The organism is Nitrosospira sp. Nsp13 (genome assembly GCF_900101945.1).
Lineage (GTDB): Bacteria > Pseudomonadota > Gammaproteobacteria > Burkholderiales > Nitrosomonadaceae > Nitrosospira > Nitrosospira multiformis_D.
In genome coordinates this window covers 1-26,507 of sequence record NZ_FMVD01000022.1, presented here as the reverse complement: position 1 = coordinate 26,507, position 26,507 = coordinate 1, and the positions used below count along the sequence as shown (strand labels likewise).

Sequence of the window (26,507 nt, the reverse complement as noted above, 5' to 3'; positions counted from 1 at the left end):
TGTTTGCCGCGGGAAAATCAAAATACTGGGCGGAGGCCGACGCATAGAAGAAGACGATTTAAGTGGCTATCGGCCCCTCCCCTCATGTCAAGATTACTCATCAGGGGCCGATTAGCCACTCGTTTGATCCTCTAAGTTTTGAGGAGATATGCGATTTACTTAACGAAACGGAAAATTTTACGCTATCAAGACTTTTAAGTACTTTAAATCCGGAATGCTGGGGCAGCTCTCAATATCCTCAGTCATTATTCATGATCAATTTTTATGCAACATAAAAATCTCATGTTTACCAAACCTCAAATGTTTCATTTTGCCAGGGGAACAAGGCTTGCAGAATTAAGGTGCAGATGCGCACTTACCCAAAGTCAGCTGGGTGAGCTTTGCGGCGTTCCCCGAACCATTATTTCACAATGGGAAAGCGGCGTTTCCAAGCCGGAACTCAGCAAGCTTATAGCGCTGCGTTCAAAACTTGATTTCTCCCTTGCGTGGTTGCTTACCGGTGTCGAAAGTAACAATGGCTCCGACGCCATGTCAGAGATAAAGGGGAGGAGTCTTCTTGAAGGACCTTAGCCGTAGATGAATGATCTGGCAGCAGTAATAAGCTAACAACTCGCTAAATGCTGTCTCACGTCAGCGTTTAATGGCGAATTCCCGGGGGAAAGCCAGATCAACTCTTCCGGTTTTAAGGCTATACACGCCGCCAACCACAAGAAGTTTCTTGTCCGCCACTAATTTACTTAAAATCGGCGGTTGTTTCTTCAGCTTGTCCACGTTGCGAATGACATTCATTTTGATCGCGTTGTCATAACGGTCCCCTGTCATGCCTTTTGCCGCCCTGACCGCGGGCAACAACGCACTCGCCAGGGTTTGAATGTGCCCTGGAAACTGTTGATTTTTATCGAGAGCATCGATGGCGGCCTTGACGGCACCGCAGCTCTCATGACCGAGCACCATGATCAACGGTGTATGCAATACGGCAGCCGCATATTCGAGCGTGGCCACAAAATCGGTGGTTAAATAATTGCCGGCGACACGAGCCACAAAGAGATCGCCGCGCTGCTCATCAAAACAAAACTCAGGGCTGACTCTTGAATCGGAGCAACTTAAAATACAGGCATAGGGATTTTGCCCGGAGACCAGTGCCGCCCGGTCTTCGCTGAAATCCAAAGGTGTGGATTTTCCGGTGGCATAGCGCGCGTTTCCTTCCATCAACCTGTCCAACGCTTCATCAGGCGTCATTATGTTTTCCGGAATGGGTGCCACCTTGGTGTCTGCGGCGAAAGCCATCCTCCCGGTTGTTCCGGCAACACTTAAAGCGAAAGCGGAAACGGCAGCCAGCTTCAGAAAGCGGCGTTTGTCTAGATCCTGTTCAGGTTTTTCATTTCTTTTATCAGATAGTTTGCACATATTAAAATCGTATTGGGTAGACCTGGTAATCAGGTAAGAGGGTTGCTGTGGATATGCTCCGCAGTCGTTGGTGAGTGCCGCACTTGCTTGATCTCTACGGGAACCATGTGCAATTTGCCATGCCGCACCCCGCGTGCGGACATAACAAGGTTAGCAAAGCTTTTTACTTGCCCAACCGGCCCGCGGAGAATGGCGACTTCGAGACAATCATTATGGTCCATATGCACATGCATGCTGGAGAGAATGAGGTCGTGGTGATCATGTTGTACCGCAGCGATACGATTGGCCAGATCGTTCTCGTGATGATTGTAGATGTAGCTGAGCGTGGCGACACAGTGACCTTCATTCCAATCTTTCAATCGCTCGGTTTCCAGTTTCTCACGTATAAGGTCGCGCATCGCCTCCGAGCGGTTGGTATAGCCGCGTGCGTCCATCAAATCGTCGAACTGTTTAGAGAGCTGGGTATCCAGCGAGATAGTGAGGCGTTCCATGCTATCCAGTGAAAATAGAAGATAACCAACCAGAACCGCAATTGCGGGGATATGAGTATTTTATTATAAGTGATCATGGCCATGGAAAGAAATAATCCAAATAGAATGGTTAGCCTGGCAATAACACGCCGGCCGAATTTGCGGCGCAACACCCATTTACAGCCCAGGATTCTACTGCACCATGTAGCTAATTTCAGGGAGCAGGTCAGGAGTACTCAATATCCTGAGAGAATAAAAAAAGGAGCTGAAAAAACATTCTCAGCTCCCTTTTCTATGATCAGGGTGTGCGATTTCGCATTCACCGTCGGCATTAACAAGTAACTTTGATAGTTCCTGTATTTACAAACAAATGCCTATTATGCTTTTGGAGGTGTTCCTTCTTCGTTTCCCGCAACTGCATCGATTTGGACTAAAGCATCATTAAGTAAAGCTGATACGCCAATTATTCTTCGTGCAGGAATACCGCCTGGGAAGAATGTTGCGTAAGCTTCGTCTACAGCATCAATATCTGCGATATTTTTAAGGGCGATATTTATTTTAACTACATCGGTCATACCGTGACCGATACTTTCTACAATCGCCTTGATATTTTTCAAGCACTGCCCAGCCTGCTCTTTTACACCACCAACTACCATTTTACCGGATTTTGGATCGATACCTAATTGAGCTGAAATATGATTGTAATGAGAAAAAGCCACAGTTTGTGTAGATAGAGAACTTTTCGGTGCATTTTCCGTATTGTTTGCTTCTATGATGAGTCCATGCCTGTCTTCAACAGCTTGCGGGGGTGTACCGTCTCCGTGTGACACAACTGCTTCAATTTGTACCAAAGCATGCATAGGTAAAGCTGCAACTTCAACTATTGTCCGTGCAGGAAAATAGCCTACGGCCCTGGCGATACCCGAGTCTGGGAAAAATGTTGTATAAACTTCGTTTACGGCTTCAATATCCGAAAGGTTTTTAAGGAATATCGTGATTCTAACGATATCGTCAAAAGGAACATCGATACTTTCTAAAATTGCCTTGATATTTTTTAAGCACTGTCCAGCCTGCTCTTTTACACCACCCGCTACAATCATTCCAGATTTTGGATCGATAGGTAATTGAGCTGAAATATTATTGTAATGAGAAAAAGCTACAGCTTGTGTAGATAGAGAATTTTTTGGTGCATTTTCCGTGTTATTTGTAATTTTTATGAGATCGCCTGCCTGTGGTGCGTTTGGAATTGAACCTACACCGTTTGAAACAAGTGCTTCAACTTGTATCAAAGCATCCATAGGTAAAGCTGCAACTGCGACAGTCGTCCGTGTAGGAACATAGGTTGGGAAGAATGTTTTATAAACTTCGTCTACAGCGTCAACATCGGAGATATTCTTAACGAATACAGTGATCCTGATAACATCGCTCATGGCATGGTCGATGCTTTCTACGATTGCCTTGATATTTTTGAAGCACTGTCCAGCCTGCTCTTTTACACCACCCGCTACTATTTCACCAGATTCCGGATCGATAGGTAATTGAGCTGAAAGATTATTGTAATGAGAGAAAGCTACAGTTTGTGAACATGGACCTAACCCTTTTGGAGCACTATCCGTATTTCTTGCTAATACAGCGTTATAGCCACTCATGACAGTATTCCTCTTGTTTATTTATAATTTAGATAGTGTATAGGAAAAACGAACTTTACTAGATTCCCCAGGCACGTTTTATTGGGAGCACATCATGGCTACCCTGTGTCTAGATGCCGGGTGCGTGGGATACATACTCCCTGCCTTTCCCCTCCACTCAATTAATAGGGGACAAGCGCGAGTGAGCCGCTGATGGCACTGGCCTCCACTTTGAATAGGGATCCAATATCAAAGGATGCCGTTTTTTTTGGTACGTTGATATTTACTTCATCAGATAGCTCCGTTATCGAAGATTCAGAAGTTGGCGATAAGACTGACGCGGAACGAACGGGTTTCCATAGGATGAAAGTGTTTGTCATCCACACCGGCGGCCGGTTCGCCCGGCAGTCTGGACGTGTAGAAGTAGTCGATCGCATGTCCGTGGGTGTTCAACAGATTGAAACCTTGCAATATTACCCGCACCTTTTTGTCGATCTTGAAACCGATCTGGCCATTAAGCGTCATGGTATTGTCAGAATGAACGCTGTTATCCTCGGTCAAGGGACGCTTGCCGAAATAGCGGAACTGCATGCTGCCGAAAAGAGGACCGATATTGTCTATCGCGATCGCCGCCTTGCCTACCCCCTGAATCGCGCCCGGAATATAATTCCCGGCAGGATCCGAACCAGTAAAGCGGGCTTTAGCCAAGGCATAGTCCACATCAACCGTCAACCAGTTATTTGGCATATAAAAAGCGGAGACTTCCACCCCCTCGCGTTTGCTTGGACGACTTGGCTCAGTGGTGCCGGCGTCACCGACGAACAACAATTCAGAATCCATATCCAGCCGGAAAAATGCCACCGAGCCCTGGAGTCCGGGAAGAATCGCAGTGCGAAACCCAGTCTCATACCCGGTGGAGCGTACAAGAGGGGTGACCGGTTTCAACGGATCGCCAGACCTGGGATCTATGGTAGTGGTGGTGCCGCGGGCATCGTTGCTATGAAAGCTGCTTCCATAGTTAATGTAAAACTCGGTTTTGGCCCATGGGCCGAAAATAAAACTGAGTTTGGGATTGGTCATGCTGTCGTATTGCTGGCCAGAGTTGACGCTGTTGTTGCTCTTGACGTCAAACCAGTAGTAATCACTCCGCACGCCGGTTACGCTGCGAAACTTCTCCAGCCATTGCACGCTATTCTGGTAATACAGCCCCACGCTATTTTCAACAATATGATCCCTGCGCGTTGTCGATAGCGTTTGCCGTTGCTTCGTGCTCAAGAGGCCATTATCGATAAAATCGTTCTGAAACTGGACACCCACCGTATTCTCCACTGCAAAGCCAGCAATATTATTTACCCACGCGTGGCTCACGTTGAATGCCGACTGAAACCGCTTATCCAACTGTGAAAACTGATCGCCGTTTACGGGGTCGTCCAGGAAGTAGGTAAAATTCGAAAAAAGAGCGAGATTACTGTGAACCATATAAAGGTTTGCCTTGGTAATTCCGTAATCACTGGCGTGCTGCAGCGCACTGGACAGGCTGAAACGGTGTGATTCACCGCCGTCGCTGGGATCAATGGCACCGAGGCGCGGAACGAATCCACTGGCTACGCCGCGTTCAGGGATTTGATCGGTGGAGTTCCAGTTGGCCCCGTACCCCATGGCAGTGATATTGAAGCGGGTATTACCCGTATTTTGGCTATAGCGCAGCACCGTATTGAATTTTTTATAATTTTCTGCCGTGACCCATGGCCCATCCTTGGTGAGGAGTTCACCGGCAAAAAGAAGGGTACCGGGCCCAAAATCCTTGGATTTAGCCACCAGCCCCCGCATGTAGCCTTGGTTACCTACCGTATAATTGGCAATGCCCACGGGCAATTTATCCACATATCCAATGCTGACGGCACCGGCTGATGAGAAATCGCCTTGATCGGCGTAGTACGGGCCTTTCTGATATTGAAGTCCGGATGCAAGTTCAGGTATCAGGAAATTGAGATCGGCATATCCCTGGCCATGCCCGTGGGTGCGCTGGTTAACCAGCATGCCGTCGACCGATATCCGGAGGTCGGTGCCATGGTCGAGATTGAAGCCTCGTGCAAAATACTGGTTTGCTTTTCCCTCGCCACTGTGTTGCGAGACAATCAATCCCGGAACGGTCTCAAGTAGTTCTCCCGGACGATAAACTACGCGTTGATCGAGCTGTTGCTTGAGAACTGTGCCTTCATTGGCTGAATTTGCCGATCCGATCAGATTGTTGCTTTTGCCTTTTACCACGACCTCATTGAGGGTGGGTACACCGGCAGCCTCAATTGCCGGCGCCGATAGCATTCCAGCCAGTATCAATATTGTTTGAGTGAGATGTCCCCGGTTCCGGCAGGCGTTATGGTTTGCGATTATTGCTGATTCGAAGAGTCGAGGATTCCGAGCCAACTCATCCCTGCAACAGAATACGGCGAGAGAAAAGTGCCTGAGTCCCAAACGTACGGGCCAAGGGGGGGGCATCCAGCGGGAGCCCAAGCGAGGGATTGCGCTATGTATGGGAGTGGAAGTGGGCATTGGTTTCAACGCTCTTGTAAGGAATTATCGAAAATCTATTCAAAAGAGATCGAAGTACTCCTCTATTTGTGTATAGTATGAGATATTTAAAATTCGTCATACCGATAAAGAAAGAGATCCCGGTATGATGCAAAAGGAAATTCTTCATAATATTGTAAGACGAAAATAAAAAACTTCATACATTATATGCATGGTGACAGCCGTCTTGTCAAACCACTTATTAATACTTTCTTTGTTTATTTGCTCAGAGCGTAAGCAGGCTTGCTTGCACCGCAAACGAGTTATCAGGGGATAGGAATGAAATCAATCCGCTTTGCCATCAAGTTCTTATGGTTCTCGATCATCCTTTTCTTTTCCCAGGTGACGTATTCTGCGGATATGGATAAGAGAATCAACGTCGTTACCACGGTCGCTCCCATCACTAATATTGTGCGGAATATCGGCATGGGATATATCGATGTGACAGGGATTGTTCCTGATGGAACCGACTCCCATACCTTCGAACCGGTGCCGTCGGACGCGAAAATCCTGACGGTGGCGGATATCATTATCGTAAATGGGCTCGACCTTGAACTGCCCACGGTGAAACTGGCTGAAAAGGTAAAAAAGGCAAAAACCCCTGTTGTGCGGCTGGGTAATCGCACATTGCGGAAGGAGGATTGGCGATATGACTTCAGTTTTCCTCGTGAGCATGGCCATCCCAATCCACACCTGTGGCCCAACATCGCGCTGGCAATGCGCTATGCGGAGATTACACGGGATAGCCTGATCGCACTCGATCCGCGGAACAAGGAGGGCTATATTGCCAATACGGCGGCTTATCTGGCCCGGCTCCAGAAGCTGGACGACGCCATCTTCGAGTGCGTAAAAAGTATCCCCGAAAAGAATCGCAAGCTAGTTACCTATCACGACTCCTTTGCTTATTTTGCTCCGCGTTATGGCATGAAGGTCGTCGCGGCTATTCAACCATCGAGCTTTTCCGAGCCTCGTCCGCAGGAGATGATTCGCATCATCAAGCAGATAAATAAGGAAAAGGTGCCGGCTATTTTTGGTTCCGAGGTTTTTCCGAGTAAGGCAGCGGAACAGATTGCACGGGAAACCGGGGCGAGGTTTATCGATCAGCTTTCCGATGACGAACTGCCCGCACCGCCCCATGACTCCTTTATCGGTATGATGGTCAGTAACATGTCGATCATGACCGAAGCGCTGGGCGGCAACCCTGATTGTGTGGCGAATGTCGACACCCGTAATATCACACCCTGAGCCACCTATGAATTCCGCCGTTTGCTTAAGCAATGTCACTGCTGGTTATGCGCATAATGTGGTATTTGCACGCCTGTCACTGGAAATTGCCGCTGGGCGGTTCTTGGGCATTGTTGGTCCTACGGGGTGCGGCAAGACCACCCTGCTTAAAACCATTTTAGGCACGCATCCAGTCTTTTCGGGCAGCGTACTTTTGAATGGGTTACCTGTAGACAGCGTACCGCCGGGTACTATCGGCTATGTCCCGCAGTTGGGGAGCGTGGATTGGAGTTTCCCGGTTACGGTGGAAGAAGTGATCACGATGGGTCTCTACACCAATCGGCGAATCTGGCCCTGGGCCGGCAAGGAGGAACGCGAGCGTATTCATGATCTCGCTCACCGGCTGGGTATTTATGACTGCCTGCATCATCATATCGTGCATACCTCCGGCGGTCAGCGCCAGCGTGCGTTCCTTGCACGCGCATTGATAAATAATCCAAAACTGCTGGTGCTGGATGAGCCAACCTCCGGCGTCGATATCAAAACCCAGCATGAGGTGCTGCATTTGCTGGGCGATATCAACAACGAGGGCATGACCATTTTGCTCACCACGCATGATCTTAATGCTGTGGCTTCACACCTTCCTTGGGTGATTTGTTTTAATAACGGCATCGTGGCGCAGGGGCAGCCGCGTGACATTTTTACCAACGAAATACTGACCAAGACCTATGGCGGCGACCTTGTCATAGTGCGGCATGAGGGTCACTATCTGATTGCCAACAACACGCCTTTGCACCTTACGAACGGCCCTTCTTGAATGGAATTCCTGCTCGAGCCGCTAGAGTACGAGTTTTTCCGGCACGGCCTGCTGGCCGCGCTAATGGTGGGTTCGTTATGCGGTGTGATTGGTGTGTATGTAATACTGCGTGGTATGAGTTATGTGGGTCATGGATTGTCGCATGCCGCGTTTGGCGGCGCGGTCGTAGGCTTTACACTCAATTTCAATTTCTATGCTGGTGCGGGCGCGATGGGCCTGCTTGCCGCATTACTGATTAACCGGATTACCAAAAACGGCAGAATCAAATCGGATGCCGCCATCGGCATCGTAACGACCGCCATGTTCGCCCTGGGTGTAGTCATTATCAGCCGGGCACGCACCTTTACTCAAAGCTTCGAAGCGGCTCTATTCGGCAATATTCTGGGTATTACCGGCGACGATCTCCTGGTTATCGGACTGGTCACCGCTTCCACCATGATTGCGATGTTTTTCATGTATAGACCTCTGCTCTTTTCCACTTTCGATAACGAAGCGGCACGGGTGTTCGGCATCAGAACGGGGATCGTACAGCTGATATTTTCGCTTCTCCTCACATTGTCCATCATTGCTTCCATGAATGTCGTCGGCGTCACCATGATCGCCGCTACGCTTATCGCACCCGCAGTGACGGCACGCATGATGACGGATAGTTTCAGCCGCATGCTGATTTATTCTCTCATCATAGGTGCGGTAACCGGCGTGGCGGGCATGTACCTGAGCTACGTCTTTAATGCGGCCTCAGGAGCCACCATCGTGTTGTTTGGCGCGTTGCTGTTCTGCTTGTCAGTGCTGATCAAGTATGTTCGGGAAAAATTCATACTGCGTGCCAATCTTCACCGTCATGGTGATCTGATGCATGCCCATCCGCATGGTCAAGGGCATGGTGTGCGGGATCCTGAGCGCGCAAGTAAAAAAACGGATAAAGGTGAACCGGCGTAAAAAACCGGGGCGACCTTGGCCGGGTGGTATTAATCCGTATTTTTCCGCGTAATTACATCGCATCCTTCGAGGTTTGCCATCTTTCGTCGGGTGTCTGGGTTGTACCTGAGTCCAATACCCACAATTATCAAAATGCGTAAGATGTGATTACCGCTGGGCTACCGGTTGTAGCTCCGATCACAGGAAAATCATGCACAGAATCATCGGAAAGGTATCGCTGGATAAGTTTTTCCACGAGATTATCAGCCTGATTGGGCGGACCTGGTTCCGTTCATGGTGTCGCAAGTTATCTCTCATTGCTCAAGGGTTGCGGGAATGGCGCAATGGGATTCGCCAACGTCACGTTTCGAGCGAGACTGAAGGGTTAGGCTCGACCTACGACAAGCGCAAGTGGAGTGAAGCTTATTATGCAAAACCGGACAAGGCAATGACCGGGTACTCGAAAAGAGACCTGAATAATGCATGAGGATTACTTTCCCGCCGCGCTACAGTAGTTCGGGAGTATAAGTAATAGTCGTTGCATATAGCTTCGGATCATCTTTTTATCAGGTTCTCGAATTCATCCGCTGGTACTGGTTTGGAGAACAGATTGCCTTGTCCGTAATCACATCCGGAAAGGGCAAGCAGGTCACGCTGTGCTTCCGTCTCAATCCCTTCGGCGATCACCTTTATACCGAGTTTGTGCGCCATCACGATGATGGCCTCGCATAACGCCAAATCGTTGGATTCAGGAGCCAGACTCTGCACGAAGGACTGATCTATCTTGAGGTAGTCAATATCAAATCTCTTGAGATAGCCCAGGGAAGAATAACCGGTACCGAAATCGTCCATGGAAATCTGAAGGCCCGCATTTCTGAAGGCGAGAAGTTTGGATGTCACGGCGGGACTGGCGTCCATCAATAAGCCTTCGGTGATCTCGATGACGACACTTTGCCCCGGTAATTCCAATTCCTGTAAATATTCAAGCCATGTTTCATGGAGATCAACATCCTTACGATACTGCACGGGAGAAGTGTTGATGCTGATCTGAAATTCAGCGCAGTGCGACATGCGCCAATCCTTTGCCTGCTGTACCGCCGTCCGGAAAACCCAATCACCGATATCGACGATCATTCTGGTTTCCTCGGCGATGGAAATGAAATCCGCGGGATTTACCAAGCCAAGCTTCGGATGGTGCCAGCGCAGCAACGCTTCCGCCTTGTGCACACTGCCAGTCGCAAGATCCAGGATGGGCTGGTAATGCAGCTGAAACTGACCGCCGGCAAGGGCGCCGCGTAAATCGCTGGCCAGCCGCATGCGGGTCTGGGCGGCCTCATGCAGGGTACGGGTGAAATAGCTGGCACAGTTCCGGCCCTGGTTCTTGGCGGCATACATCGCCTGATCGCCGTTTCTCACCAGCGCTTCTATGTCGTTGGCATCCTGTGGGTAAAACGTGACGCCTATACTGGCTGATACATAGGCCACTTCATTTCCCAGCTGGAACGGCTCGGCCATCTCATGCAGGATGTCCCGGACAATACGGTTGATGCTGATGGTATTATTCAGTCCGCCCAGAATCACGGTGAATTCATCACCGCCCAGGCGTGCCACGGTGTCGATCCCGCGTACGCAACTGCTCAGGCGCCAGGCTGCTTCCTTGAGCAGGAGATCGCCGATGTTATGTCCATACGTATCGTTGACTTCCTTGAAATGGTCCAGGTCGAGAAGAATCAGCGCGATCGATGCCCCGGTGCGGCTGGCTTTCTTGATTTCCTGCTCCAGACGGTTGTGGAACATATAACGGTTGGGCAGACTGGTCAGGGAATCGAAATTGGCCTGTTCCCAGATCAGTTCATCAGATTTTTTCTTCAGGGTAATGTCGGAGAACAGGGTGATCCATCTATGTACCGAGCCCGCTTCATCGTAGATAGCGTTTACTTTGCGCCACTCGGAATAAATTTCCGTATTTTTCCGACGCCCCGTTATTTCTCCTTCCCAATGGCCGGTAGCCTCAAGTGAAGTTCGTATCGCTTGGAAAAAGAATTCGTCGTGCAGGCCGCTATCGAGAATGCCGGGATTCTTTCCCAGCGCTTCATCGGGAGTGTAGCCGGTCACGCTGGTAAAGGCCGGGTTAACGCTGATAATGATATTGTCCGCGTTGGTCACCATCATCGCCTCACTACTGTTCTCGAACACCATCGTGGCCTGGCGCATGGACTCTTCAGTCAATTTCCGCGCTGTGACATCCCGCTCAATTGCCGAAGCCATGGAGTTGAGCGTGTTACCAAGCTCAGCTAATTCATTTTTTGTATCGATATCGCAGCGCGCGGCGTATTTGCCCTGCGTGAGCTGGATTGCCTAGCCATGAAGTTGAACAAGCGGCCGCAACATGGTGCGGCGCATATAGAAAATAGTTACCGCAAGAGCAGACAGTGCGATAACGATAAACACCATCACCAGCAGAATTTGACGATGCAGACGGGCGAGCTCGTCATTGACTCGCGCCCGCGTTCGTATATCAAGCAACTCAGTAAATTGCTGGATTGGCACCATGATGGCGGCTTTTCTGGCGGTATACTGCTCTCCGAACAGCAGATCGATGGCGAATTCCCGATCCGGGGCGTGGTGGATGGTAAAGTTGCCATGACCGTCGTCGTAGAGTCCGCTTAAAGCCTCGATCGCCTGTTTTTCCAGTCCGGCCAATTTATCGGCATTCACTTTGGCTTCCCGCATCAGGGCAATTTCTTGCTCGCTAAATCCTTCGTTATCCATCATTTCCAGCAAGGAAACAGCTTTGCCCTGCCCGGTAACGGAATCTTTTCCTGCTTCCATAAGATGCCAATAAGTCGCTGAGTAGTTTTTGGGACGTGGCTTGATGCCTTCGCGGATATCAAGTATCTCGAAAAAATGATGCTTATAAACCGGATTGCCGGTGATCACATAGGTGCGTGCCATGCGGGTAAGGTCTTCCGAACTTTGAAATAACTCACTGGCAAGCAAGAGAGAGCGGTAACGATGGTGTTCGCTGATGGCAATATCATTCTGAATACCGAATGCCTGATATACCATTGTTCCGATCGAAAGGAGAAGCAGCATCAGAATAGTGGTGAAAAATTTTATAAAGAAACTTATTTTCATGGGGTCCTTTCATGATTCGTGAAACGAAGACCTTCGAGTTCCCGTTACGGACGACGGTTTCTTACTACCAATAACGGCAATTAATTTCGTTTCATAACCGGGGCGGTTAGTTCATGGATGCGCTGATTCCGGAGCACCGTGAGCAAATAGAACTTGCCGGTGACTGTGCGCTGATGATCAAATGCTCGCTGCCGTCAAACGGTTTCCGTCATAAGCAGGATAGTTGTACTGAATTGTACTAGAGACTATGGGTAATCAACCCATTCGACATGAAGAATATTTCAGTCCTCCGGTGGTGGAGGTGGTTATGTGGACTGCTGCCATGCGGACCATGATGAAATTGGATTCCGGATCAAGCCTGGAGTGGCGGAGTGTATGGTACTTTTGCTGGATGAATTGCTGCTCTGGAAGCTATTGCCGGCCTGATATCACTCTTCCTTCGAATGGCTGCAATTGATATGCCTCGCTTTGAGGGTGTGTCGATAACAATATTTCGGCATCATTCACCGGATTCTTTACTCGTGCCCGGGACATATTAAGAAGTATCACATATTTTTCGCCATTGGCTATCCGATAGTATGCCAATATTTTTTTATTGCATAAGTCGTGGGCAATTTCAAGACTTCCATTATGTAACGCAGGCGTTTCATTTCGAAGGCGAATCACTTTTTTGTAAAAATTGAGAAGTGAATGGGGCTCCGCCAACTGTTTTTCTACGTTTATCTCCTTAAAATTTCCGGCTATCGGCAGCCAGGGGCTCGCCGAATCGGCACAGAAGCCGGCATTCGATTTCTTGTTCCATAGCATGGGTGTGCGGCATTCGTCGCGATTAAGTATCTCGACACTTCGGTCAACCAGGAATTGTGGGAGCCATCCATACTGAATGGCTATTGCGTCTTTTCCCTGTTTCAGCGGAATCCTTACCCTGGGGATTCCGATCTCATCCCCGAAATAGGTAAATGGAATGCCTCTGCATGTAAACTGAAACAGTGCCAGCAGTTTTGCTTTTTCAATACTTCCCCCTAAACGGGTAATGATACGCGTGCGGTCATGATTGGCGAAAACGAGGGTAGGTATCAGCGGCTCCGGAAAATGTTTCTCGAACGTCATTAGCATCTCACGGTAGCTTTCCGCTTTAAACGGTGTTGAAATAGCTTTGAAAAGGAAAATGGCGTTCAATCCATTCTTGCCATTGTGATAGCAGAATTGTTTGATCAGCTCTTCTTCGCCATGCGATTCGCCGATCAGGATTCTCGTGGGATTATCAAACTCGTCCACTACGTTTCGCAGCTCAGTGGCGAATTCAAAGCTTTTTTCCTGAAGAAAGTTGTTTCTCAAATCCTGGAAAAAAATGGTCAGCGATTTGTCCGATGGCACTAATCGTAAACTGGGAGGGTTTCTTCGCAGTTCCGGGTCTTCATAGATGGCGCTGATGATATCCAGCCGGAAACCATCTACTCCTTTGTTGAGCCAGAATCTGGCAATATCGAACATGGTCCGTTTAACTTCAGGATTATGGTAGTTCAAGTCGGGCTGGAACGGCAGGAAGGCGGTGTAATAAAACTGCTTCCGTTCGGGGTAATAGGTCCAGGCTTTGTTGCCTGCCATGGCACGCCAGTTATTCGGGGGTTTCGTACCCTTTCTTCCTTTTCCGTCTTTCCAGATGTACCAGTCGGCTTTCGGGTTATCGCGCGAGCTTGCCGATTCCTTGAACCAGGCATGCTCATTGGAAGTATGATTCAACACCAGGTCGAATATGAGCTTCATATTTCTGCGATGCAGCTCTTGCACCAGTTTTTCAAAAAGCGCCATGTCTCCATACAGCGGAGAGATGGAATGATAGTCGCTGATATCGTATCCAAAATCCCTTTGCGGGCTTTCCGTTAAAGGGGAAACCCAGATTGTTTCGTAACCGAGGTCCTTAAGGTAATCGAGTTTTTCGATAATACCTTGAATATCTCCAATGCCGTCGCCGTTGGTGTCGAAGAACGAGCGCAGGTAGATTTGATAAACCGTGGTTTTCTTCCACCATTCCGTAGCCGGATTACTGGAGGAAATGGATTCTGGGGAATCCGCTGACATAACCATATTCCGGGAATAGGTTTTTGGTGAAAGGATGGTTGAAATGTAACTATCGCTCCGAGTTTTATGGAGCTATTCTCTTCCAATCTTTTTGGACAGCAAGACGTTGACGAAGGTTCGTGTAACTCCCCCGGCCACCCAGGCTCGGGGGAATTAACCCGGCGCAGCTTTGGTTACTTCTTACTTGCCAAGTGATGCTTTTACCTGCTTGGCGTGCTCGGTATGGGCGACAAATGCTGGCCGTACCTTGATCAGCAGCGCTTTCAATTCTTCATTCTTGGCATTGGGAATAAGCGTCTTGTCAACGGCGTCGAGAACCTGCTCATGATAGGTGACCTCATGATCGATATAGGCTTTATCGAATTCGGCACCGCTCAATTTCTTAAGATTGGCAATGTTTTTCGTGCCGCCGGCCTTTAGGCTCTCGCTGGTTGGATTATCCTGTGGCGTGACTTTTAGCTTGGTCACCAGTTCCACCGCTTGTTTGTTTACATCGGCGTGGTCTGTGGCCATGCGATGAGCGAATGCTTTGACGTCCGCATTGGATGCTTTGGACTCGGCCAATTTTCCTGCATCGATATCGACCTGATTGGCGGCCACGACAATGGCGGCAATTTGCGCATCATTGGGAGCGGCTGCCTGGGCTGCAGATACAAACATGGGTGCAACCAGGGCAACCGCGAGCATGAGCGTGCTATTTTTCATAAATCCTCCATAAAAATTAGTCGAATAGAAAGAACTCTCTCTTAAGGCTGTACCAGCCTGCTGACTGGCCATAGCTAATCATGCGACCATGCGCCATCGTCCCTGGTTGAATTTGCAAAACCTATCCCGCCAGGAGACGAGCTTTCTAGCCTCAAGATTTATACGACCTCTGGCTATGGGTATGAGTTCAATGCCGCCGTGATATTTCTGAGGAGAAAGCCCTTTCTTTTAATAGGGTTATGTCAGGTTTAAGTATTCCTGGTAGTCTTCGCATACGCAGCCTAAAAACCCATACCCCCACCTTATCCAACTGCCGGATTCAGGTTGAGTCTGACTGAGCACCAACTTTGCAACGCTGTACTTAAGTCCGATAGTAAAAAAAAATCTACCGGGTAACATAGCATTCGCCGTGATTGGATTCATTGAGCAATTACCTTTCTTGCCGCTGGCATTAAACTTATAAAAATTAAACCCTATGAAGAGTTTGAGTGCGGCATTGTCAGTGGTGGCGCTATTGCCGGAGCCGTTGGCGGCGAATGCCACGTTGATTGATCCTGTTCCTTATAGCTTATTTGCCGCCAGTCCGTCCGCGCGCGCATTATTCGATTATTCCGAGCTTGAACATCTGGAGGACTGCCTGTTCCATGCTTCGGAAGGTCTCGCAGCGCAGGGGATAGCGCCCCGGTCCGCCAGTATGAGAGATTGGGTCGACGCGGACAGTTCGGCAAGCGGTTCTGGAAATTCAGGCTACACGTGGTATTTCAATGGCGTTTCGAGCATAACATTTACTTTCAGTGCGGCATTGCTCGGCGCATTGCCCAATCATGCCGGCCTGATATGGACTGACGCAGGTCTTGCCAATGTTCGAGAAGGTTCCGACAGCATACTCTTTGAAGCTTTCGATACGGCGAATAACCTGCTTGGGATAATTGGTCCATCCGCATTGGGAGATGGATTGTTTGCGGGACAAACGGCGGACGATCGTTTTTTTGGCATCACCAGCGCAAGCGGGATCGAGTCCGTGCGCATAAGCTTGCTGCATAGTACCGAACAGGGAGTGGATAAGCTGCAATATGATTTAACGAATTTCACGTCGTTTTCCACCGATCCGGATCTTGCCGCTACGCTCGCGGTGCTTGTCGTCGGCCGTACGGGGGATGGTTTTACGCGGCGGCATTTGCACGGCTGATTTAATTTTATCGGGTCGGCCTGTAATTATTGTGATGATGCGGGGAAAAATTACCACAATCTTCGGTAGCCTGTCCGGCTTAAGAATGACCGCCGAATCAGCCATCCGCGTGCTCTTTTCCTATGATGCTACGTTTGCGGGCGTAGCTGAAGTAGATGACCAGACCGGCCGCGGCCCAGTAGAGGAACAATTGTATCGTCCCCCAGCCCAGGCTGATAAACAGCAGAAAGCATCCGGCCATGGCCAATGGTCCGACAGCCCAAAGCGCGGGTGTCCTGAAAGGGCGATGGCGATCGGGTTCGCGGCGGCGCAGCACCATCACGCTCAGCGCTACCATGAAGAATGCAAACAAGGTGCCTGAGTTCGATACATCGGCAAGCATGGCGACAGGGAACATTGCCGCGAACAAGGCTACGGCAATCCCCGTGATCAGGGTCACGACATACGGCGTGTGAAAACGTACGTGTATATGCGAGAAGGATTTTGGCATGAGACCGTCGCGCGACATGGTGAACAAGACACGGGTTTGCCCATAAATCATCATTAAAACCACGGAGGGGAGGGCGATAATGGCGGCGGAAGCCACCCAATTGCCAACAGCAGGGTAACCCGCCGCACGCAATACAAACGCCAAAGGCTCTTTGGATTGCGATAGTTCACCGCCAGGCTGGGCGCCGACGGCGCCGACTGCCGCATAGGCGACAATCAGATAAAAAATCGTGCAGATACCCAATGATCCTATCAAGCCAATCGGCACATTCCGGTTGGGATTCCGGGTTTCTTCGGCGGCGGTCGAGACCGCATCGAAGCCGATATAGGCAAAAAAGATGGAGGCGGCCGCGCCTAATACTCCAACTCCGGAAGCCGGGGTGCCCCAGCCGTTGGGCAGCATGGGCTCAAAGTTGATCGCATTGACTGTAGGCAGGGCCAGAACGATAAATACCGTGAGGGCGATAATCTTGACAATCACCAGAACGGTGGTGAATCTGGCGCTCTTTGCGGTACCGATGATCAGGAGAAAGGTGACGAAAAGTGAAACCAGAAATGCCAGCAGATTAAAACCTCCAGCGGAGGTTGTGCCATCGGCCAGGACAATGGTGTCGCGCGGTCCCGCGGTCAAGGCCAGGGGCAGGCCATAGCCGATCTCATGCAGAAAGCCGTTGATATAGCCGGACCAGCCGACAGCCACGGCGGCCGCCGCGACCGCATATTCCAGAATAAGCGCCCAGCCCACCATCCAGGCAATCAATTCGCCAAATACCGCGTAAGAATATGTATAGGCCGATCCCGCCACGGGCACTATCGCGGCAATTTCCGAGTATACCAGGGCCGCCAGCGCGCAAATGAATCCGGCAATGATAAATGAATACATCATGCCAGGACCCGCCTTCTCGGCGGCAACCGAGGTCAGTACAAAAATACCCGTGCCGATAATAGCCCCGATACCCAGCATGGTAAGGTCAAACGCGCCCAGTTGGCGTTTGAGTCCTCTCGTTTTGGCCGATTCCAGTATGTGGTCCAGGGATTTGACGCGATCAAACAGCATGCTGCTTTTCCATTTTAAAAAGTCGTAACAATAAAGTCTGTTATTTTTTTTTCTTATAGCCGGGCAACGAGGGAACGCGCCACAGATACCAGGCTGCCACCGTCCTATAAGGGCGGCAAGGCAAACCGGCATTTTCCATTTCCCGGCGATTGGGCATGACATCAAGGGATTTCAGGAACCGATACCCCTCGCGCACGCCAAAATCGTCGGCGGGCATGACGTCCAACCGTTCGAGCGTATAGATAAGCAGCATTTCCACCGTCCACCGGCCGATGCCCGGCAGTTCGATGAGCCGGGCAATCAGTTCATTGTCAGGCATCTTGTCCGCAATATCTCGCGGCGGCACCAGGCCGCTCAATGCGCCATGCGCAATGCCGCGGATGGTGTCGATCTTGCGTGCGGAAAAACCGCAATGGCGAAGATCATCGAATGCCGTGGCCAATATCTGATCCGGTCCTGGAAATGAGTGCTGGGAATATATGCCCAGAAATCTTGCAATAATCGCATCGGCAGCACGTGCGTGGAGTTGCTGGTAGGCTACGGCCCTGATCAACGCCTCGTAGGGCTCACGCGCTGATTGCGATTGATGCGTGCATGGCCCAGCGAGCTTTATCAGCCGCGCCCAATCTTCGTCGATCAGCAAGAGATGGTCAATGGCAAGTTGATATCTATCAGCTGGTACTTTCGTATCTGTCATAAAACGATGTTCTTTAAATACGAGAGGCATGCGAGATGGGCGTGCGCGGCATAACCCATCGGAATCCCGCACAAATAGCCTATTAAACCATGAGTGGATACCGGTATACCTGCTGTTTTGCGAGGTGTGGAAATAACCCGAGATGGGTTGCGCTCAACTCCACCAATCGTACTAAAAACCATATAGAGGCATATTTATTTTTGTTTTCAATCATGTTGTCGTGCGTGCCGGTATCTTGCGCGAGGCCCAATTGGCATGCGGTACCGCGGGAGAAGTCACGGGACCGGCCGAGACTGGCGGGCAGCAAGCAGCGAATGAATGATATCACTTGCCTGCGCGATAATCCTATGGAAGCAATTTCCATGGTTCCGGCAGGGAGACAAGATACAGCGCCGGGTGTGAATCGGGGAGTTAAAGTTTGTTCTGCATGGCCAATATTCTTGCCACCACCCTTCAGTCTGTATATCAAATATCCAGACGGCAATATGAACTTGAAGATGCTCATGGACTCTTACCGGAGGAATGCCCGCAAGAGCTTGGTAACGAAATATGGATGCACTCGGGGGTCAGGCGCCCGCAAGGTATGGAGGCTGCGTGATTATCCCGAATCCGGCAGCCGAGGCTTATATTTCATTTCAGTAACATGATTCACAAAGACTTTTTGCATCGCTTGACTTTCATCTCGTAGGTGAGTTTGCTACGATTGCCGGATTTATGATTTCAACTCGCCTCAAATCGGCAGGAGTAGGATATATGATGATACAGCCGGAATATCAATAGCTTTCGCACGATTTACGTCGCATACCCTATCTGATGGGGGGAATGCGCAACGTGACAGCGATTATCTTTACAAATGGAGGACCATAATGAGCGAGATTCACGGATGGGCCGCACACGGAGCTAAACAGAAACTTGAGCCTTTTACCTATAATGCCGGTCCGTTGGGCCTGGAGGAAGTGGAGATCGCCGTTGAGTATTGCGGTCTCTGTCATTCCGATCTTTCGATCCTCAACAATGACTGGGGTTTATCCCGGTATCCCGTCATACCAGGGCACGAGGCGGTGGGGCGGATCGTCGCGGCGGGCGATCATGTCAAGGGATTGCAGATCGGGCAGCGTGTCGGTGTGGGGTGGAGCGTTGATAGCTGCATGCACTGCCATGAGTGCATGACCGGTCATCACAATCTCTGTCCGGAAGTGGGGGCGACTATCATCGGACATCATGGCGGCTTCGCCGACAGACTGAGGGCTCATTGGGCATGGACGTTTCCTCTGCCTGACGCGCTGGATATTTCCTCCGCCGGCCCGTTGCTTTGTGGCGGGATTACCGTGTTTGCTCCCTTGCTCGTGCATGGCGTGAAACCGACGGACCGGGTGGGAGTTGTGGGCATCGGAGGTCTTGGTCACCTTGCCCTTAAATTCGCCAATGCTTGGGGCTGCGAGGTAACGGCCTTCACCTCCAGCGTATCCAAGACGGAGGAGCTGCAGAGATTGGGGGCGCATCGTGTTGTATCGAGCCGCAACAGCGCGGAAATTCTCGCGGCGGCCAATTCGCTCGATTTTCTGCTTATTACCGTGAACATACCGCTGGACTGGAGTGCGCTGCTCAAGACGTTGAGACCAAACGGCCGCATGCATGTCGTGGGCGCGGTCCTGGAGCCGATGCCAATTCCCGCCTTTGACCTGATCATGAGCCAGAAAAGTGTTTCAGGCTCGCCAACAGGGGGACCAGCGGCAATCTCGGCCATGCTGGATTTTGCCGCGCGCCATGGTATCGTGCCGCAGGTCGAGCATTTTCCGCTGAGCAAGGTGAACGATGCGATTGAGCATCTTGCGGCGGGCAAGGCGCGATATCGCGTTGTTCTGGACGTTGCATAAAGGAGAGTGAGAGGCAACTGAGGCAGGGCTGATTGCGCACGGGTGCTTCATGAAAAAGCAGCGAGATGACCGGGAGAAATGGAATTTGAAAGCAAGACCCGGAGTGCAGTGGTTTGCAGGCGTGAGGTAAATTGGAAACCGTTACCCCATTATGCAAACCATGAAGGAGCACATCATGAATACATTAACGAAAAAGGCACAACTAGCGGTCAATACGATCAATGATTCCCGCTGGACTTCGGTGGCTGTGCGTAACGCCGAAGCTGACGGCACCTTTTACTACTCGGTCAGAACCACGGGCGTGTATTGCCGTCCATCATGCGCGGCCCGCCTGGCGCGGCCGGAAAACGTCCAATTTCATGCCACGTGCGAAGAAGCCGAGAAGGCCGGCTTCAGGCCCTGCAAGCGCTGCAAACCGGATCAGCCTTCGTTGATCGAGCAATATGCAGCTAAAGTCACGCAAGCTTGCCGCATTATCGAAGAGTCGGAAACTACACCGGTCCTGGAAGGTCTGGCAAAGCGCGTGGGCGTGAGCCCCTATCATTTTCACCGGGTGTTCAGGCAGGTTACCGGGTTGACGCCAAGACAATATGCGGCGGCACACCGCGAAAAAAAAGTACGCAATGAACTTGGCTATGGGGGTGCCGGCGGTACCATAACCGATGCCATTTTCGACGCCGGCTACAATTCGAGCAGCCGTTTCTACGAAAAATCGGATCAGGTCCTGGGCATGACGCCCACCCGCTACCGTACTGGCGGTGTCAACGCTGAAATCCGTTTTGCCATTGGCGAATGTTCGCTCGGATCGATACTCGTGGCGCACAGTGACCGGGGCATCTGCGCCATTCTCCTGGGCGACGATCCCGGCAAGCTGGCGCGCGACCTGCAGGATAGCTTTCCGCACGCCAACCTGATCGGGGGCGACAATGATTTCGAACGGCTGGTCGCCAAAGTAGTGGGTTTTATCGAAGCGCCGGACATCGGTCTGGACCTGCCACTGGATATTCGAGGCACTGCGTTTCAGCAGCGCGTATGGCAGGCGCTGCGCGAGATTCCGGTGGGCGAGACCGCAAGCTACACCGATATTGCCAAACGTATCGGCTCACCGAAGGCGGTGCGTGCGGTGGCGCAGGCGTGTGCCGCGAATGCACTGGCGGTTGCCATCCCGTGTCATCGCGTGGTACGCAATGATGGCACGCTGTCCGGCTATCGCTGGGGTGTGGAACGCAAGCGTGCGCTGTTGGAAAAGGAGGCGGAAGGAGGGGGGCATGCGTGAATGCACTCGCCAAAGAAGCCCCGGTGATTCCAGCCAGGGATTTTCCCACCGGGTGAAAATTCTCGACTGGAAGCGGATTTTAAATGATCTGGATGCGCATGGGTGCGCGATACTCGAAAATCTTGTTACGTTCGAAGAATGCGGCGCCCTTGTCGGGCTGTATGCGACGGATGATATTTTCCGCAGCCGAGTCGTGATGGAGCGTCACGGATTTGGCCGCGGCGAATATAAGTATTTCCGCTATCCGCTACCCGGCATCGTTTCCGACCTGCGGTTGTTGATATATCCGCAGCTGGTGCCAATTGCCAATCGCTGGAACGAGGCAATGGGAGTTGACGTGCGTTATCCCGCGAGACATGCCGATTTCATCGCGCGTTGCCATGAAGCCGGTCAGCTTCGTCCCACGCCATTGTTATTGCAATATCAGCCTGGCGATTACAACTGCCTGCACCAGGATTTATATGGTGCACACATTTTCCCGATCCAGATCACCATTCTCCTGTCAGAGCCGGGCCGGGATTTCACGGGTGGTGAATTTGTGCTGACCGAACAAAGGCCGCGCATGCAATCGCGTGCCGAAGTTGTTCCGCTCAGGCAGGGTGATGCCGTAGCGTTTGCTGTTCACCACCGTCCGGTGCGGGGCGCACGCGGGGTATACCGGGTCAACCTGCGGCACGGCGTAAGTCGTCTGCGCTCGGGCCATCGTCACACGGCAGGCATCATTTTTCACGATGCAACCTGAAAGAGATGAACGCATGACACCGGATCTGTTCGAATTCGAAGAAAGGGAACAACAGCAAGCATGGCGCGAGCAATTATGCCCCGGTGCGGTGCTGCTGCATGGCTTCGCGGTGCCGGATGAAGCAGCTATCTTCGCGGCGCTACATCGCGTCACCAGCGAGGCGCCATTTCGCCACCTGATCACGCCGGGCGGTTTTCGCATGTCGGTTGCGATGCTCAACTGTGGTACCCATGGATGGGTCTCGGATCGTAACGGCTACCGCTACGATGCGATAGACCCGGAAAGCGGTAAACCTTGGCCGCGCATGCCGGATGTATTCCGGAAATTGGCGCGAGACGCCGCGGCGAGTGCGGGTTTCGAGGATTTTGAGCCCGACGCGTGCCTCGTCAATCGCTACGAGCCGGGCGCGCGGCTATCGCTGCATCAGGATAAGAACGAGCGCGATTTGGGCGCGCCCATTGTCTCCGTTTCACTGGGGCTCCCTGCTGTTTTTCTGTGGGGTGGTTTGCGGCGGGAGGACAGGCCTGTACGCCTACCTCTGATGCATGGCGATGTCATGGCATGGGGTGGGCCATCGAGGCTGTGTTATCATGGAATTCTGCCGCTCAAGGAAGGGAATCATCCTTTGATGGGCGGTTATCGGATCAATCTGACCTTTCGTAAAGCGACTTGAATAATCTGGCCGGTACGCTTACGCGTTTTTATTTAAAAACACCTGAATTTATGGCCGTAACAGTAAGAATCCAAAGCAAGAAGCGAGATGCGCAGCGACTTGGTTCAATCTCTTTGGGATCGTATTCCCCGCCGCCTGCTGCGGCGTAAGTGACCAAACTCTATGAGTCATGCTCTGCTCCTTAGGGCGCAGGTTGCTTATTTATCATATGCTTGCGATTCGAGAAGAATGAACCAGGATCATCTTCATTTGATAATGGCCTGCTGATAGTATCCGCAACTAGAAGACAGGAGAATCAATATGATTCCAGGAATTTTTCCCAAGGTGTTCTATCTTGGATGCGTGGTACTGATGACCGTGGGATTTCTGCCCGCCACCCATGCCCAGCAAACCGGCAACATCCCCGGCGATGCGTGGCAACCCCATCGCCCTGACAATCAGCCGAAACAAAAGGAGGCTATCTCCGGTGGTGCATGTATCGTGCAGACAGGCGCGTTCCCGGTTGGCTTCAATGCATATGTGGTTCCGGATGGCGATCATCCTTCCTTTCCTCCGTTTTGCTCTCCGGTGCCGGCAGGTCCCCTCAATCTGGTTATAGACATATTGGCGCCAGACGTGCGTGAAGCGCCGCTCGCGGTGAGGCTGATGAAAATAGAAGGCGGGGAAGAGCGTGAGGTATTGTCGATACCCGCAAAAGAATACACATCTGGAAATATTCCTCTCGCAGTTAATCTGGAGCCACTCGGTAAATATAACGTCCTGCTGATTGGCAACGATGCCTCGGGAAACGTCAATAGCTTGGTCAGCATTCCTCTGGATGTACGAAAAGCGGGGGATTTTATCCATACGGGGAATGGAGGCACGGGCTGGGGTTTTTTGCTATTGGTAGTAGGCCTTGCGGGACTCACCGGCGGTCTGCTCTATTTCTGGCGCCCCAAGCCCAAGCCCGCTGTCACGCATACCCATACAGGGGGAGCGAGTTAACCTCGGCATGTGTGCCAGTACTGATAAGCACTGTAACAACCCGATTTGTAAGTTCAAGAAAAGCTTGGCGATGAGAATATGTAAACAATCCCGATACTTATCGTCTCTTTACAGACAGTTCACACGCTTAATGAGTCATAGGTATAGGATTCACTGATATCCAGCATTTCCGCCGGGGTCGTCGTGCCTGACAGCAGAGAATTCAGAGTGTCATTGAGCCGGTGGCCCCGCAGGCTGGAGGGCTCGGATTGCGCCGGCGCGTAGAGGCGGCCATGGCCTCCCGGCGGTGGTTGCATCCAGCGCTCCCAAATGCGATCCACATTGCAATGATTAAGATAAAACACGGGATCATTGGGCGAGGTGGAAGGCGACATGTCTCCCCCAACGAACACATGGACACGGTTATGCAGGCTCGGAGGCGGAATCTGCGGCTGGCTTTGCCAGCCTTCGACGAGGTTGCGGAAGCCGGGGGAAGCGGTATTCCAGGAAGCCGCGTCATAAACAGATTGACTGACTGCGGCGGCCGTGTGGGATTTTCTCGGCAAGCGGGTAGTCTGGATACCCAGCTGCCGGCGCAGACCCCGGTTTACCTGAACAAGCTGCCCAGTCGCACCGCTTGCGGTAATGCGAACGCGCCAGGACCCTGGGTTGGCGGGATCGAATGCGAATGGACCCGTGGTCACTGGTGTCCCGGTACCTCCCATGCAGTTGCCGGCCCAGATCGGCGCCCTCCGCTGACGAGCAGGTGATAGCTGACCGTCTTGTGCCCAATCCCAGTATGGTAATCCAAAGGCCAAGTCATTCCCCAGCACGCGCTGGAGATTCATTTCCAATTGCAGCAGCATAAACCGGTGCCATGGAAGAAACACAGGGCCGCGATGGGCGGCATTCCGGTCACCCTGAGTGGGTGGAGTAAATGTTGTCATCGCAACGTGGTGCCAAATCACGAAGAGATCATAGGTACTGACTGGCCGGGAGGCGCCACCGATACCCAGGTCTGAAGTCGTGGGTCCGGGGAATTCATTCTTCAATAATTTTACCCCTTGAATATACTTGTCACGCGCGGTCGCGCTGGTCAGAATATTTTCTCGTATGGCCATGACATTCTCCTACTTGTGATCAGCGTGGGTTTTTTTGCCGGTTTTTCCGGCGCGGCCTGTTGCTGGTGATTTGTGTCCGGACTTGGTTTTGGCCGCATGACTGCCATGTGCGGCAGGTTTTTTCTTGGCAGCAGTAAAGTCGTCAGGAAAGACATCGATCAATCGCTTGACCATGTCGAGTGCGGAAGCGAAGCTCATATTCGGTATCGGGTGATAATGAACGTTTCCATCGTCGGTGACCCCCATATGTCCAGTGACTGGCCTGCCATCGACTTCTATCCGATAGGTCGTGCGAACGACGATATGGTGGCCTTCGTAATCCGCCTCGCGGATGGTCTCGGATGCCGCATGATGATGCCCCTGGGTTTCTTCCACCTTAGCGGCATGTTTCTTCACATATGAAGCTATCGACTTTGCAGTCGGCCGCGTTGCGGGATTTTTGGTTGGCATTGGGATCACCTCCTCATGAAATTCTAATTATTTAATGGAACCCCGCGCGGACGCCCTTACCCTCGCTCAGTTGGAAAAATAGAGCGGCAAGATCGAGCGCTCACCGCGCTGTACTCCTTGGTATCGTGGACCAAGCTATGAGCTGCGTTGCTTCCTGCGATTGTCCCGATTTTGCCGCAACGCGCTCCACCAAGGATTCATGCAGAGGTTCCTTAAGAGACAATAAACTGCGCCGTGCCTCTTAGCCTGACGATGGAATAAAGTTGTTGCGGTCCCGGTGGCGGTCCCGCAATTGTCGTGGGCGCTGTGGTAGTGATCCCGGGCGCCCCGATACGCGTTCCGGTGGATTGGGGTATGACCGTAACAATAGGCAGAATCAGGGAAAAAGTGACGGTTCTTAGATCTGGAATGGTTTCCAGTGTTACCGTGATCAACTGACCCACCTCAGTCTCCTGAATGCGAACTTCTTCACCCCGGAAAGAGCGGCTCATGTGATTATCGCGATAATTGAAAATCGGACCTCCCAGAATACTTGTGGTTGAGTAGGTTACGTGAATAGCGCCCCGGCTGAGCTCAAACAGGTTGGCTTGTGTAAATCCTTCCATAATCAGTTCTCCTCGTTATTCATTACTAACATGGTTCGGATAATCGGAACCGGCATCGTGTTATTTACTATAGATAAAGATCGTGAAAAAGCAAGGAATAGGCGCTGGCCCGGAGATTACTAAAATCCCGGGCCGCCGTGCAGCGAAGCATTGATATGCGATAGGGGGTAGGGGATAGGGGAAAGCAAGGGCTTGCGAGTACAGGTGCTAGTACAGGTGCTAGTACAGGTGCTAGTACGCGGCCCGATCCTTGAAGACCACGATGACAGTTTTCAGGATGATGTGCAGGTCGAGCCGCAGCGACCAGTTACGCAGATAGTCGAGATCGTGATCGATGCGCGCCTGCATCTTGTCGAGCGTCCGGGTTTCACCGCGGTAGCCGTTGACTTGGGCCCAGCCGGTGATGCC

At 51.4% G+C, this 26,507-nt stretch carries 25 protein-coding genes; 11 read left to right on the top strand and 14 right to left on the bottom strand.

Annotated features, from left to right (window positions below):
- Positions 1 to 264: 264 nt before the first annotated feature.
- Complete coding sequence (locus BLO43_RS15555) at positions 265 to 570, top strand: helix-turn-helix domain-containing protein (RefSeq protein WP_090907883.1); 306 nt, start codon at positions 265 to 267, stop codon at positions 568 to 570.
- A 60-nt stretch (positions 571 to 630) separates the two neighbouring features.
- Here BLO43_RS15555 and BLO43_RS15550 read toward each other — a convergent pair whose 3' ends face one another.
- The 4 genes from BLO43_RS15550 to BLO43_RS15535 form a co-directional block, all read right to left on the bottom strand.
- Complete coding sequence (locus tag BLO43_RS15550; RefSeq protein ID WP_254773512.1) at positions 631 to 1,239, bottom strand: carbonic anhydrase; 609 nt, start codon at positions 1,237 to 1,239, stop codon at positions 631 to 633.
- A gap of 197 nt (positions 1,240 to 1,436) precedes the next feature.
- Complete coding sequence (gene nikR / locus BLO43_RS15545) at positions 1,437 to 1,898, bottom strand: nickel-responsive transcriptional regulator NikR (RefSeq protein ID WP_090907879.1); 462 nt, start codon at positions 1,896 to 1,898, stop codon at positions 1,437 to 1,439.
- 356 nt (positions 1,899 to 2,254) lie between these two features.
- The gene (locus BLO43_RS15540; protein ID WP_090907877.1) at positions 2,255 to 3,526 is read right to left on the bottom strand and encodes a RidA family protein; all 1,272 of its coding nucleotides are present in this window, start codon (positions 3,524 to 3,526) and stop codon (positions 2,255 to 2,257) included.
- 294 nt (positions 3,527 to 3,820) lie between these two features.
- The gene (locus BLO43_RS15535; RefSeq protein ID WP_090907889.1) at positions 3,821 to 5,830 is read right to left on the bottom strand and encodes a TonB-dependent receptor; all 2,010 of its coding nucleotides are present in this window, start codon (positions 5,828 to 5,830) and stop codon (positions 3,821 to 3,823) included.
- A 525-nt stretch (positions 5,831 to 6,355) separates the two neighbouring features.
- Here BLO43_RS15535 and BLO43_RS15530 point away from each other — a divergent pair.
- From BLO43_RS15530 to BLO43_RS15515, 4 genes are all read left to right on the top strand, one after another.
- Entirely contained in the window at positions 6,356 to 7,321 is a 966-nt protein-coding gene (locus BLO43_RS15530) for a metal ABC transporter substrate-binding protein (protein ID WP_090907875.1), read from the top strand.
- A 7-nt stretch (positions 7,322 to 7,328) separates the two neighbouring features.
- Positions 7,329 to 8,117, top strand: coding sequence for a metal ABC transporter ATP-binding protein (locus tag BLO43_RS15525; RefSeq protein WP_254773511.1), 789 nt, complete (start codon positions 7,329 to 7,331; stop codon positions 8,115 to 8,117).
- The gene (locus BLO43_RS15520; RefSeq protein ID WP_090907872.1) at positions 8,118 to 9,056 is read left to right on the top strand and encodes a metal ABC transporter permease; all 939 of its coding nucleotides are present in this window, start codon (positions 8,118 to 8,120) and stop codon (positions 9,054 to 9,056) included.
- 190 nt (positions 9,057 to 9,246) lie between these two features.
- The gene (locus BLO43_RS15515) at positions 9,247 to 9,522 is read left to right on the top strand and encodes a hypothetical protein (protein WP_085921978.1); all 276 of its coding nucleotides are present in this window, start codon (positions 9,247 to 9,249) and stop codon (positions 9,520 to 9,522) included.
- A gap of 68 nt (positions 9,523 to 9,590) precedes the next feature.
- Here BLO43_RS15515 and BLO43_RS15510 read toward each other — a convergent pair whose 3' ends face one another.
- The 4 genes from BLO43_RS15510 to BLO43_RS15495 all read right to left on the bottom strand — a co-directional run bounded on the left by BLO43_RS15510 (position 9,591) and on the right by BLO43_RS15495 (position 14,960).
- The gene (locus tag BLO43_RS15510) at positions 9,591 to 11,303 is read right to left on the bottom strand and encodes a putative bifunctional diguanylate cyclase/phosphodiesterase (protein ID WP_090907871.1); all 1,713 of its coding nucleotides are present in this window, start codon (positions 11,301 to 11,303) and stop codon (positions 9,591 to 9,593) included.
- A gap of 90 nt (positions 11,304 to 11,393) precedes the next feature.
- Entirely contained in the window at positions 11,394 to 12,173 is a 780-nt protein-coding gene (locus BLO43_RS15505; RefSeq protein ID WP_090907869.1) for a hypothetical protein, read from the bottom strand.
- Between the two features lie 411 nt (positions 12,174 to 12,584).
- On the bottom strand, positions 12,585 to 14,255 hold the full coding sequence (locus tag BLO43_RS15500) for an alpha-glucosidase (RefSeq protein ID WP_175443997.1): 1,671 nt from the start codon (positions 14,253 to 14,255) through the stop codon (positions 12,585 to 12,587).
- Between the two features lie 180 nt (positions 14,256 to 14,435).
- The gene (locus BLO43_RS15495; RefSeq protein WP_090907865.1) at positions 14,436 to 14,960 is read right to left on the bottom strand and encodes a DUF4142 domain-containing protein; all 525 of its coding nucleotides are present in this window, start codon (positions 14,958 to 14,960) and stop codon (positions 14,436 to 14,438) included.
- A 475-nt stretch (positions 14,961 to 15,435) separates the two neighbouring features.
- On the opposite strand from BLO43_RS15495, the gene BLO43_RS15485 reads away from it, so the two are divergent.
- A complete protein-coding gene (locus BLO43_RS15485) occupies positions 15,436 to 16,149 on the top strand; it encodes a hypothetical protein (protein ID WP_139149307.1) in 714 nt (237 codons plus the stop codon).
- Between the two features lie 97 nt (positions 16,150 to 16,246).
- On the opposite strand, the gene BLO43_RS15480 is transcribed toward BLO43_RS15485, so the two are convergent.
- Positions 16,247 to 17,695, bottom strand: a complete 1,449-nt coding sequence (locus tag BLO43_RS15480; protein ID WP_090907859.1) for an amino acid permease — start codon at positions 17,693 to 17,695, stop codon at positions 16,247 to 16,249.
- Between the two features lie 40 nt (positions 17,696 to 17,735).
- On the bottom strand, positions 17,736 to 18,392 hold the full coding sequence (locus tag BLO43_RS15475; protein WP_090907887.1) for a DNA-3-methyladenine glycosylase family protein: 657 nt from the start codon (positions 18,390 to 18,392) through the stop codon (positions 17,736 to 17,738).
- Positions 18,393 to 19,258: 866 nt separating this feature from the next.
- Here BLO43_RS15475 and BLO43_RS15465 point away from each other — a divergent pair.
- The 5 genes from BLO43_RS15465 (at position 19,259) to BLO43_RS15445 (ending at position 23,944) form a co-directional block, all read left to right on the top strand.
- The gene (locus BLO43_RS15465; RefSeq protein ID WP_090907856.1) at positions 19,259 to 20,269 is read left to right on the top strand and encodes an NADPH-dependent aldehyde reductase Ahr; all 1,011 of its coding nucleotides are present in this window, start codon (positions 19,259 to 19,261) and stop codon (positions 20,267 to 20,269) included.
- A gap of 175 nt (positions 20,270 to 20,444) precedes the next feature.
- A complete protein-coding gene (gene ada, locus BLO43_RS15460) occupies positions 20,445 to 21,545 on the top strand; it encodes a bifunctional DNA-binding transcriptional regulator/O6-methylguanine-DNA methyltransferase Ada (protein ID WP_090907854.1) in 1,101 nt (366 codons plus the stop codon).
- Positions 21,538 to 22,287 carry a 2OG-Fe(II) oxygenase gene (locus BLO43_RS15455; protein WP_090907852.1) on the top strand — a complete coding sequence of 250 codons (750 nt, stop codon included), beginning with the start codon at positions 21,538 to 21,540 and terminating at the stop codon, positions 22,285 to 22,287. Before ada ends, BLO43_RS15455 begins: the two co-directional genes overlap by 8 nt.
- On the top strand, positions 22,277 to 22,960 hold the full coding sequence (gene alkB, locus BLO43_RS15450) for a DNA oxidative demethylase AlkB (protein ID WP_254773510.1): 684 nt from the start codon (positions 22,277 to 22,279) through the stop codon (positions 22,958 to 22,960). Before BLO43_RS15455 ends, alkB begins: the two co-directional genes overlap by 11 nt.
- Before the next feature lie 300 nt (positions 22,961 to 23,260).
- Entirely contained in the window at positions 23,261 to 23,944 is a 684-nt protein-coding gene (locus BLO43_RS15445; protein WP_090907851.1) for a hypothetical protein, read from the top strand.
- A gap of 119 nt (positions 23,945 to 24,063) precedes the next feature.
- Here the strand turns inward: BLO43_RS15445 and BLO43_RS15440 are convergent, their stop codons facing one another.
- The 4 genes from BLO43_RS15440 to BLO43_RS15425 all read right to left on the bottom strand — a co-directional run.
- On the bottom strand, positions 24,064 to 25,044 hold the full coding sequence (locus BLO43_RS15440; protein WP_090907849.1) for a tyrosinase family protein: 981 nt from the start codon (positions 25,042 to 25,044) through the stop codon (positions 24,064 to 24,066).
- Positions 25,045 to 25,053: 9 nt separating this feature from the next.
- Positions 25,054 to 25,494 (bottom strand): hypothetical protein, encoded by a 441-nt coding sequence (locus tag BLO43_RS15435; RefSeq protein ID WP_090907847.1) that lies wholly within the window; start codon positions 25,492 to 25,494, stop codon positions 25,054 to 25,056.
- Between the two features lie 212 nt (positions 25,495 to 25,706).
- The gene (locus BLO43_RS15430; protein ID WP_074632969.1) at positions 25,707 to 26,099 is read right to left on the bottom strand and encodes a hypothetical protein; all 393 of its coding nucleotides are present in this window, start codon (positions 26,097 to 26,099) and stop codon (positions 25,707 to 25,709) included.
- A 231-nt stretch (positions 26,100 to 26,330) separates the two neighbouring features.
- The coding region (locus BLO43_RS15425; RefSeq protein WP_175443906.1) for a sugar transferase at positions 26,331 to 26,507 on the bottom strand (177 nt) is incomplete at its 5' end.

Bases quoted from the DNA above. Each gene is read 5' to 3' on its own strand.
- BLO43_RS15555 (WP_090907883.1), top strand. From the start codon at position 265: ATGCAACATAAAAATCTCATGTTTACCAAACCTCAAATGTTTCATTTT.
- BLO43_RS15550 (WP_254773512.1), bottom strand. From the start codon at position 1,239: ATGACGCCTGATGAAGCGTTGGACAGGTTGATGGAAGGAAACGCGCGC.
- nikR (WP_090907879.1), bottom strand. From the start codon at position 1,898: ATGGAACGCCTCACTATCTCGCTGGATACCCAGCTCTCTAAACAGTTC.
- BLO43_RS15540 (WP_090907877.1), bottom strand. From the start codon at position 3,526: ATGAGTGGCTATAACGCTGTATTAGCAAGAAATACGGATAGTGCTCCA.
- BLO43_RS15535 (WP_090907889.1), bottom strand. From the start codon at position 5,830: ATGCTATCGGCGCCGGCAATTGAGGCTGCCGGTGTACCCACCCTCAAT.
- BLO43_RS15530 (WP_090907875.1), top strand. From the start codon at position 6,356: ATGAAATCAATCCGCTTTGCCATCAAGTTCTTATGGTTCTCGATCATC.
- BLO43_RS15525 (WP_254773511.1), top strand. From the start codon at position 7,329: ATGAATTCCGCCGTTTGCTTAAGCAATGTCACTGCTGGTTATGCGCAT.
- BLO43_RS15520 (WP_090907872.1), top strand. From the start codon at position 8,118: ATGGAATTCCTGCTCGAGCCGCTAGAGTACGAGTTTTTCCGGCACGGC.
- BLO43_RS15515 (WP_085921978.1), top strand. From the start codon at position 9,247: ATGCACAGAATCATCGGAAAGGTATCGCTGGATAAGTTTTTCCACGAG.
- BLO43_RS15510 (WP_090907871.1), bottom strand. From the start codon at position 11,303: ATGGCTTCGGCAATTGAGCGGGATGTCACAGCGCGGAAATTGACTGAA.
- BLO43_RS15505 (WP_090907869.1), bottom strand. From the start codon at position 12,173: ATGAAAATAAGTTTCTTTATAAAATTTTTCACCACTATTCTGATGCTG.
- BLO43_RS15500 (WP_175443997.1), bottom strand. From the start codon at position 14,255: ATGTCAGCGGATTCCCCAGAATCCATTTCCTCCAGTAATCCGGCTACG.
- BLO43_RS15495 (WP_090907865.1), bottom strand. From the start codon at position 14,960: ATGAAAAATAGCACGCTCATGCTCGCGGTTGCCCTGGTTGCACCCATG.
- BLO43_RS15485 (WP_139149307.1), top strand. From the start codon at position 15,436: ATGAAGAGTTTGAGTGCGGCATTGTCAGTGGTGGCGCTATTGCCGGAG.
- BLO43_RS15480 (WP_090907859.1), bottom strand. From the start codon at position 17,695: ATGCTGTTTGATCGCGTCAAATCCCTGGACCACATACTGGAATCGGCC.
- BLO43_RS15475 (WP_090907887.1), bottom strand. From the start codon at position 18,392: ATGACAGATACGAAAGTACCAGCTGATAGATATCAACTTGCCATTGAC.
- BLO43_RS15465 (WP_090907856.1), top strand. From the start codon at position 19,259: ATGAGCGAGATTCACGGATGGGCCGCACACGGAGCTAAACAGAAACTT.
- ada (WP_090907854.1), top strand. From the start codon at position 20,445: ATGAATACATTAACGAAAAAGGCACAACTAGCGGTCAATACGATCAAT.
- BLO43_RS15455 (WP_090907852.1), top strand. From the start codon at position 21,538: ATGCGTGAATGCACTCGCCAAAGAAGCCCCGGTGATTCCAGCCAGGGA.
- alkB (WP_254773510.1), top strand. From the start codon at position 22,277: ATGCAACCTGAAAGAGATGAACGCATGACACCGGATCTGTTCGAATTC.
- BLO43_RS15445 (WP_090907851.1), top strand. From the start codon at position 23,261: ATGATTCCAGGAATTTTTCCCAAGGTGTTCTATCTTGGATGCGTGGTA.
- BLO43_RS15440 (WP_090907849.1), bottom strand. From the start codon at position 25,044: ATGGCCATACGAGAAAATATTCTGACCAGCGCGACCGCGCGTGACAAG.
- BLO43_RS15435 (WP_090907847.1), bottom strand. From the start codon at position 25,494: ATGCCAACCAAAAATCCCGCAACGCGGCCGACTGCAAAGTCGATAGCT.
- BLO43_RS15430 (WP_074632969.1), bottom strand. From the start codon at position 26,099: ATGGAAGGATTTACACAAGCCAACCTGTTTGAGCTCAGCCGGGGCGCT.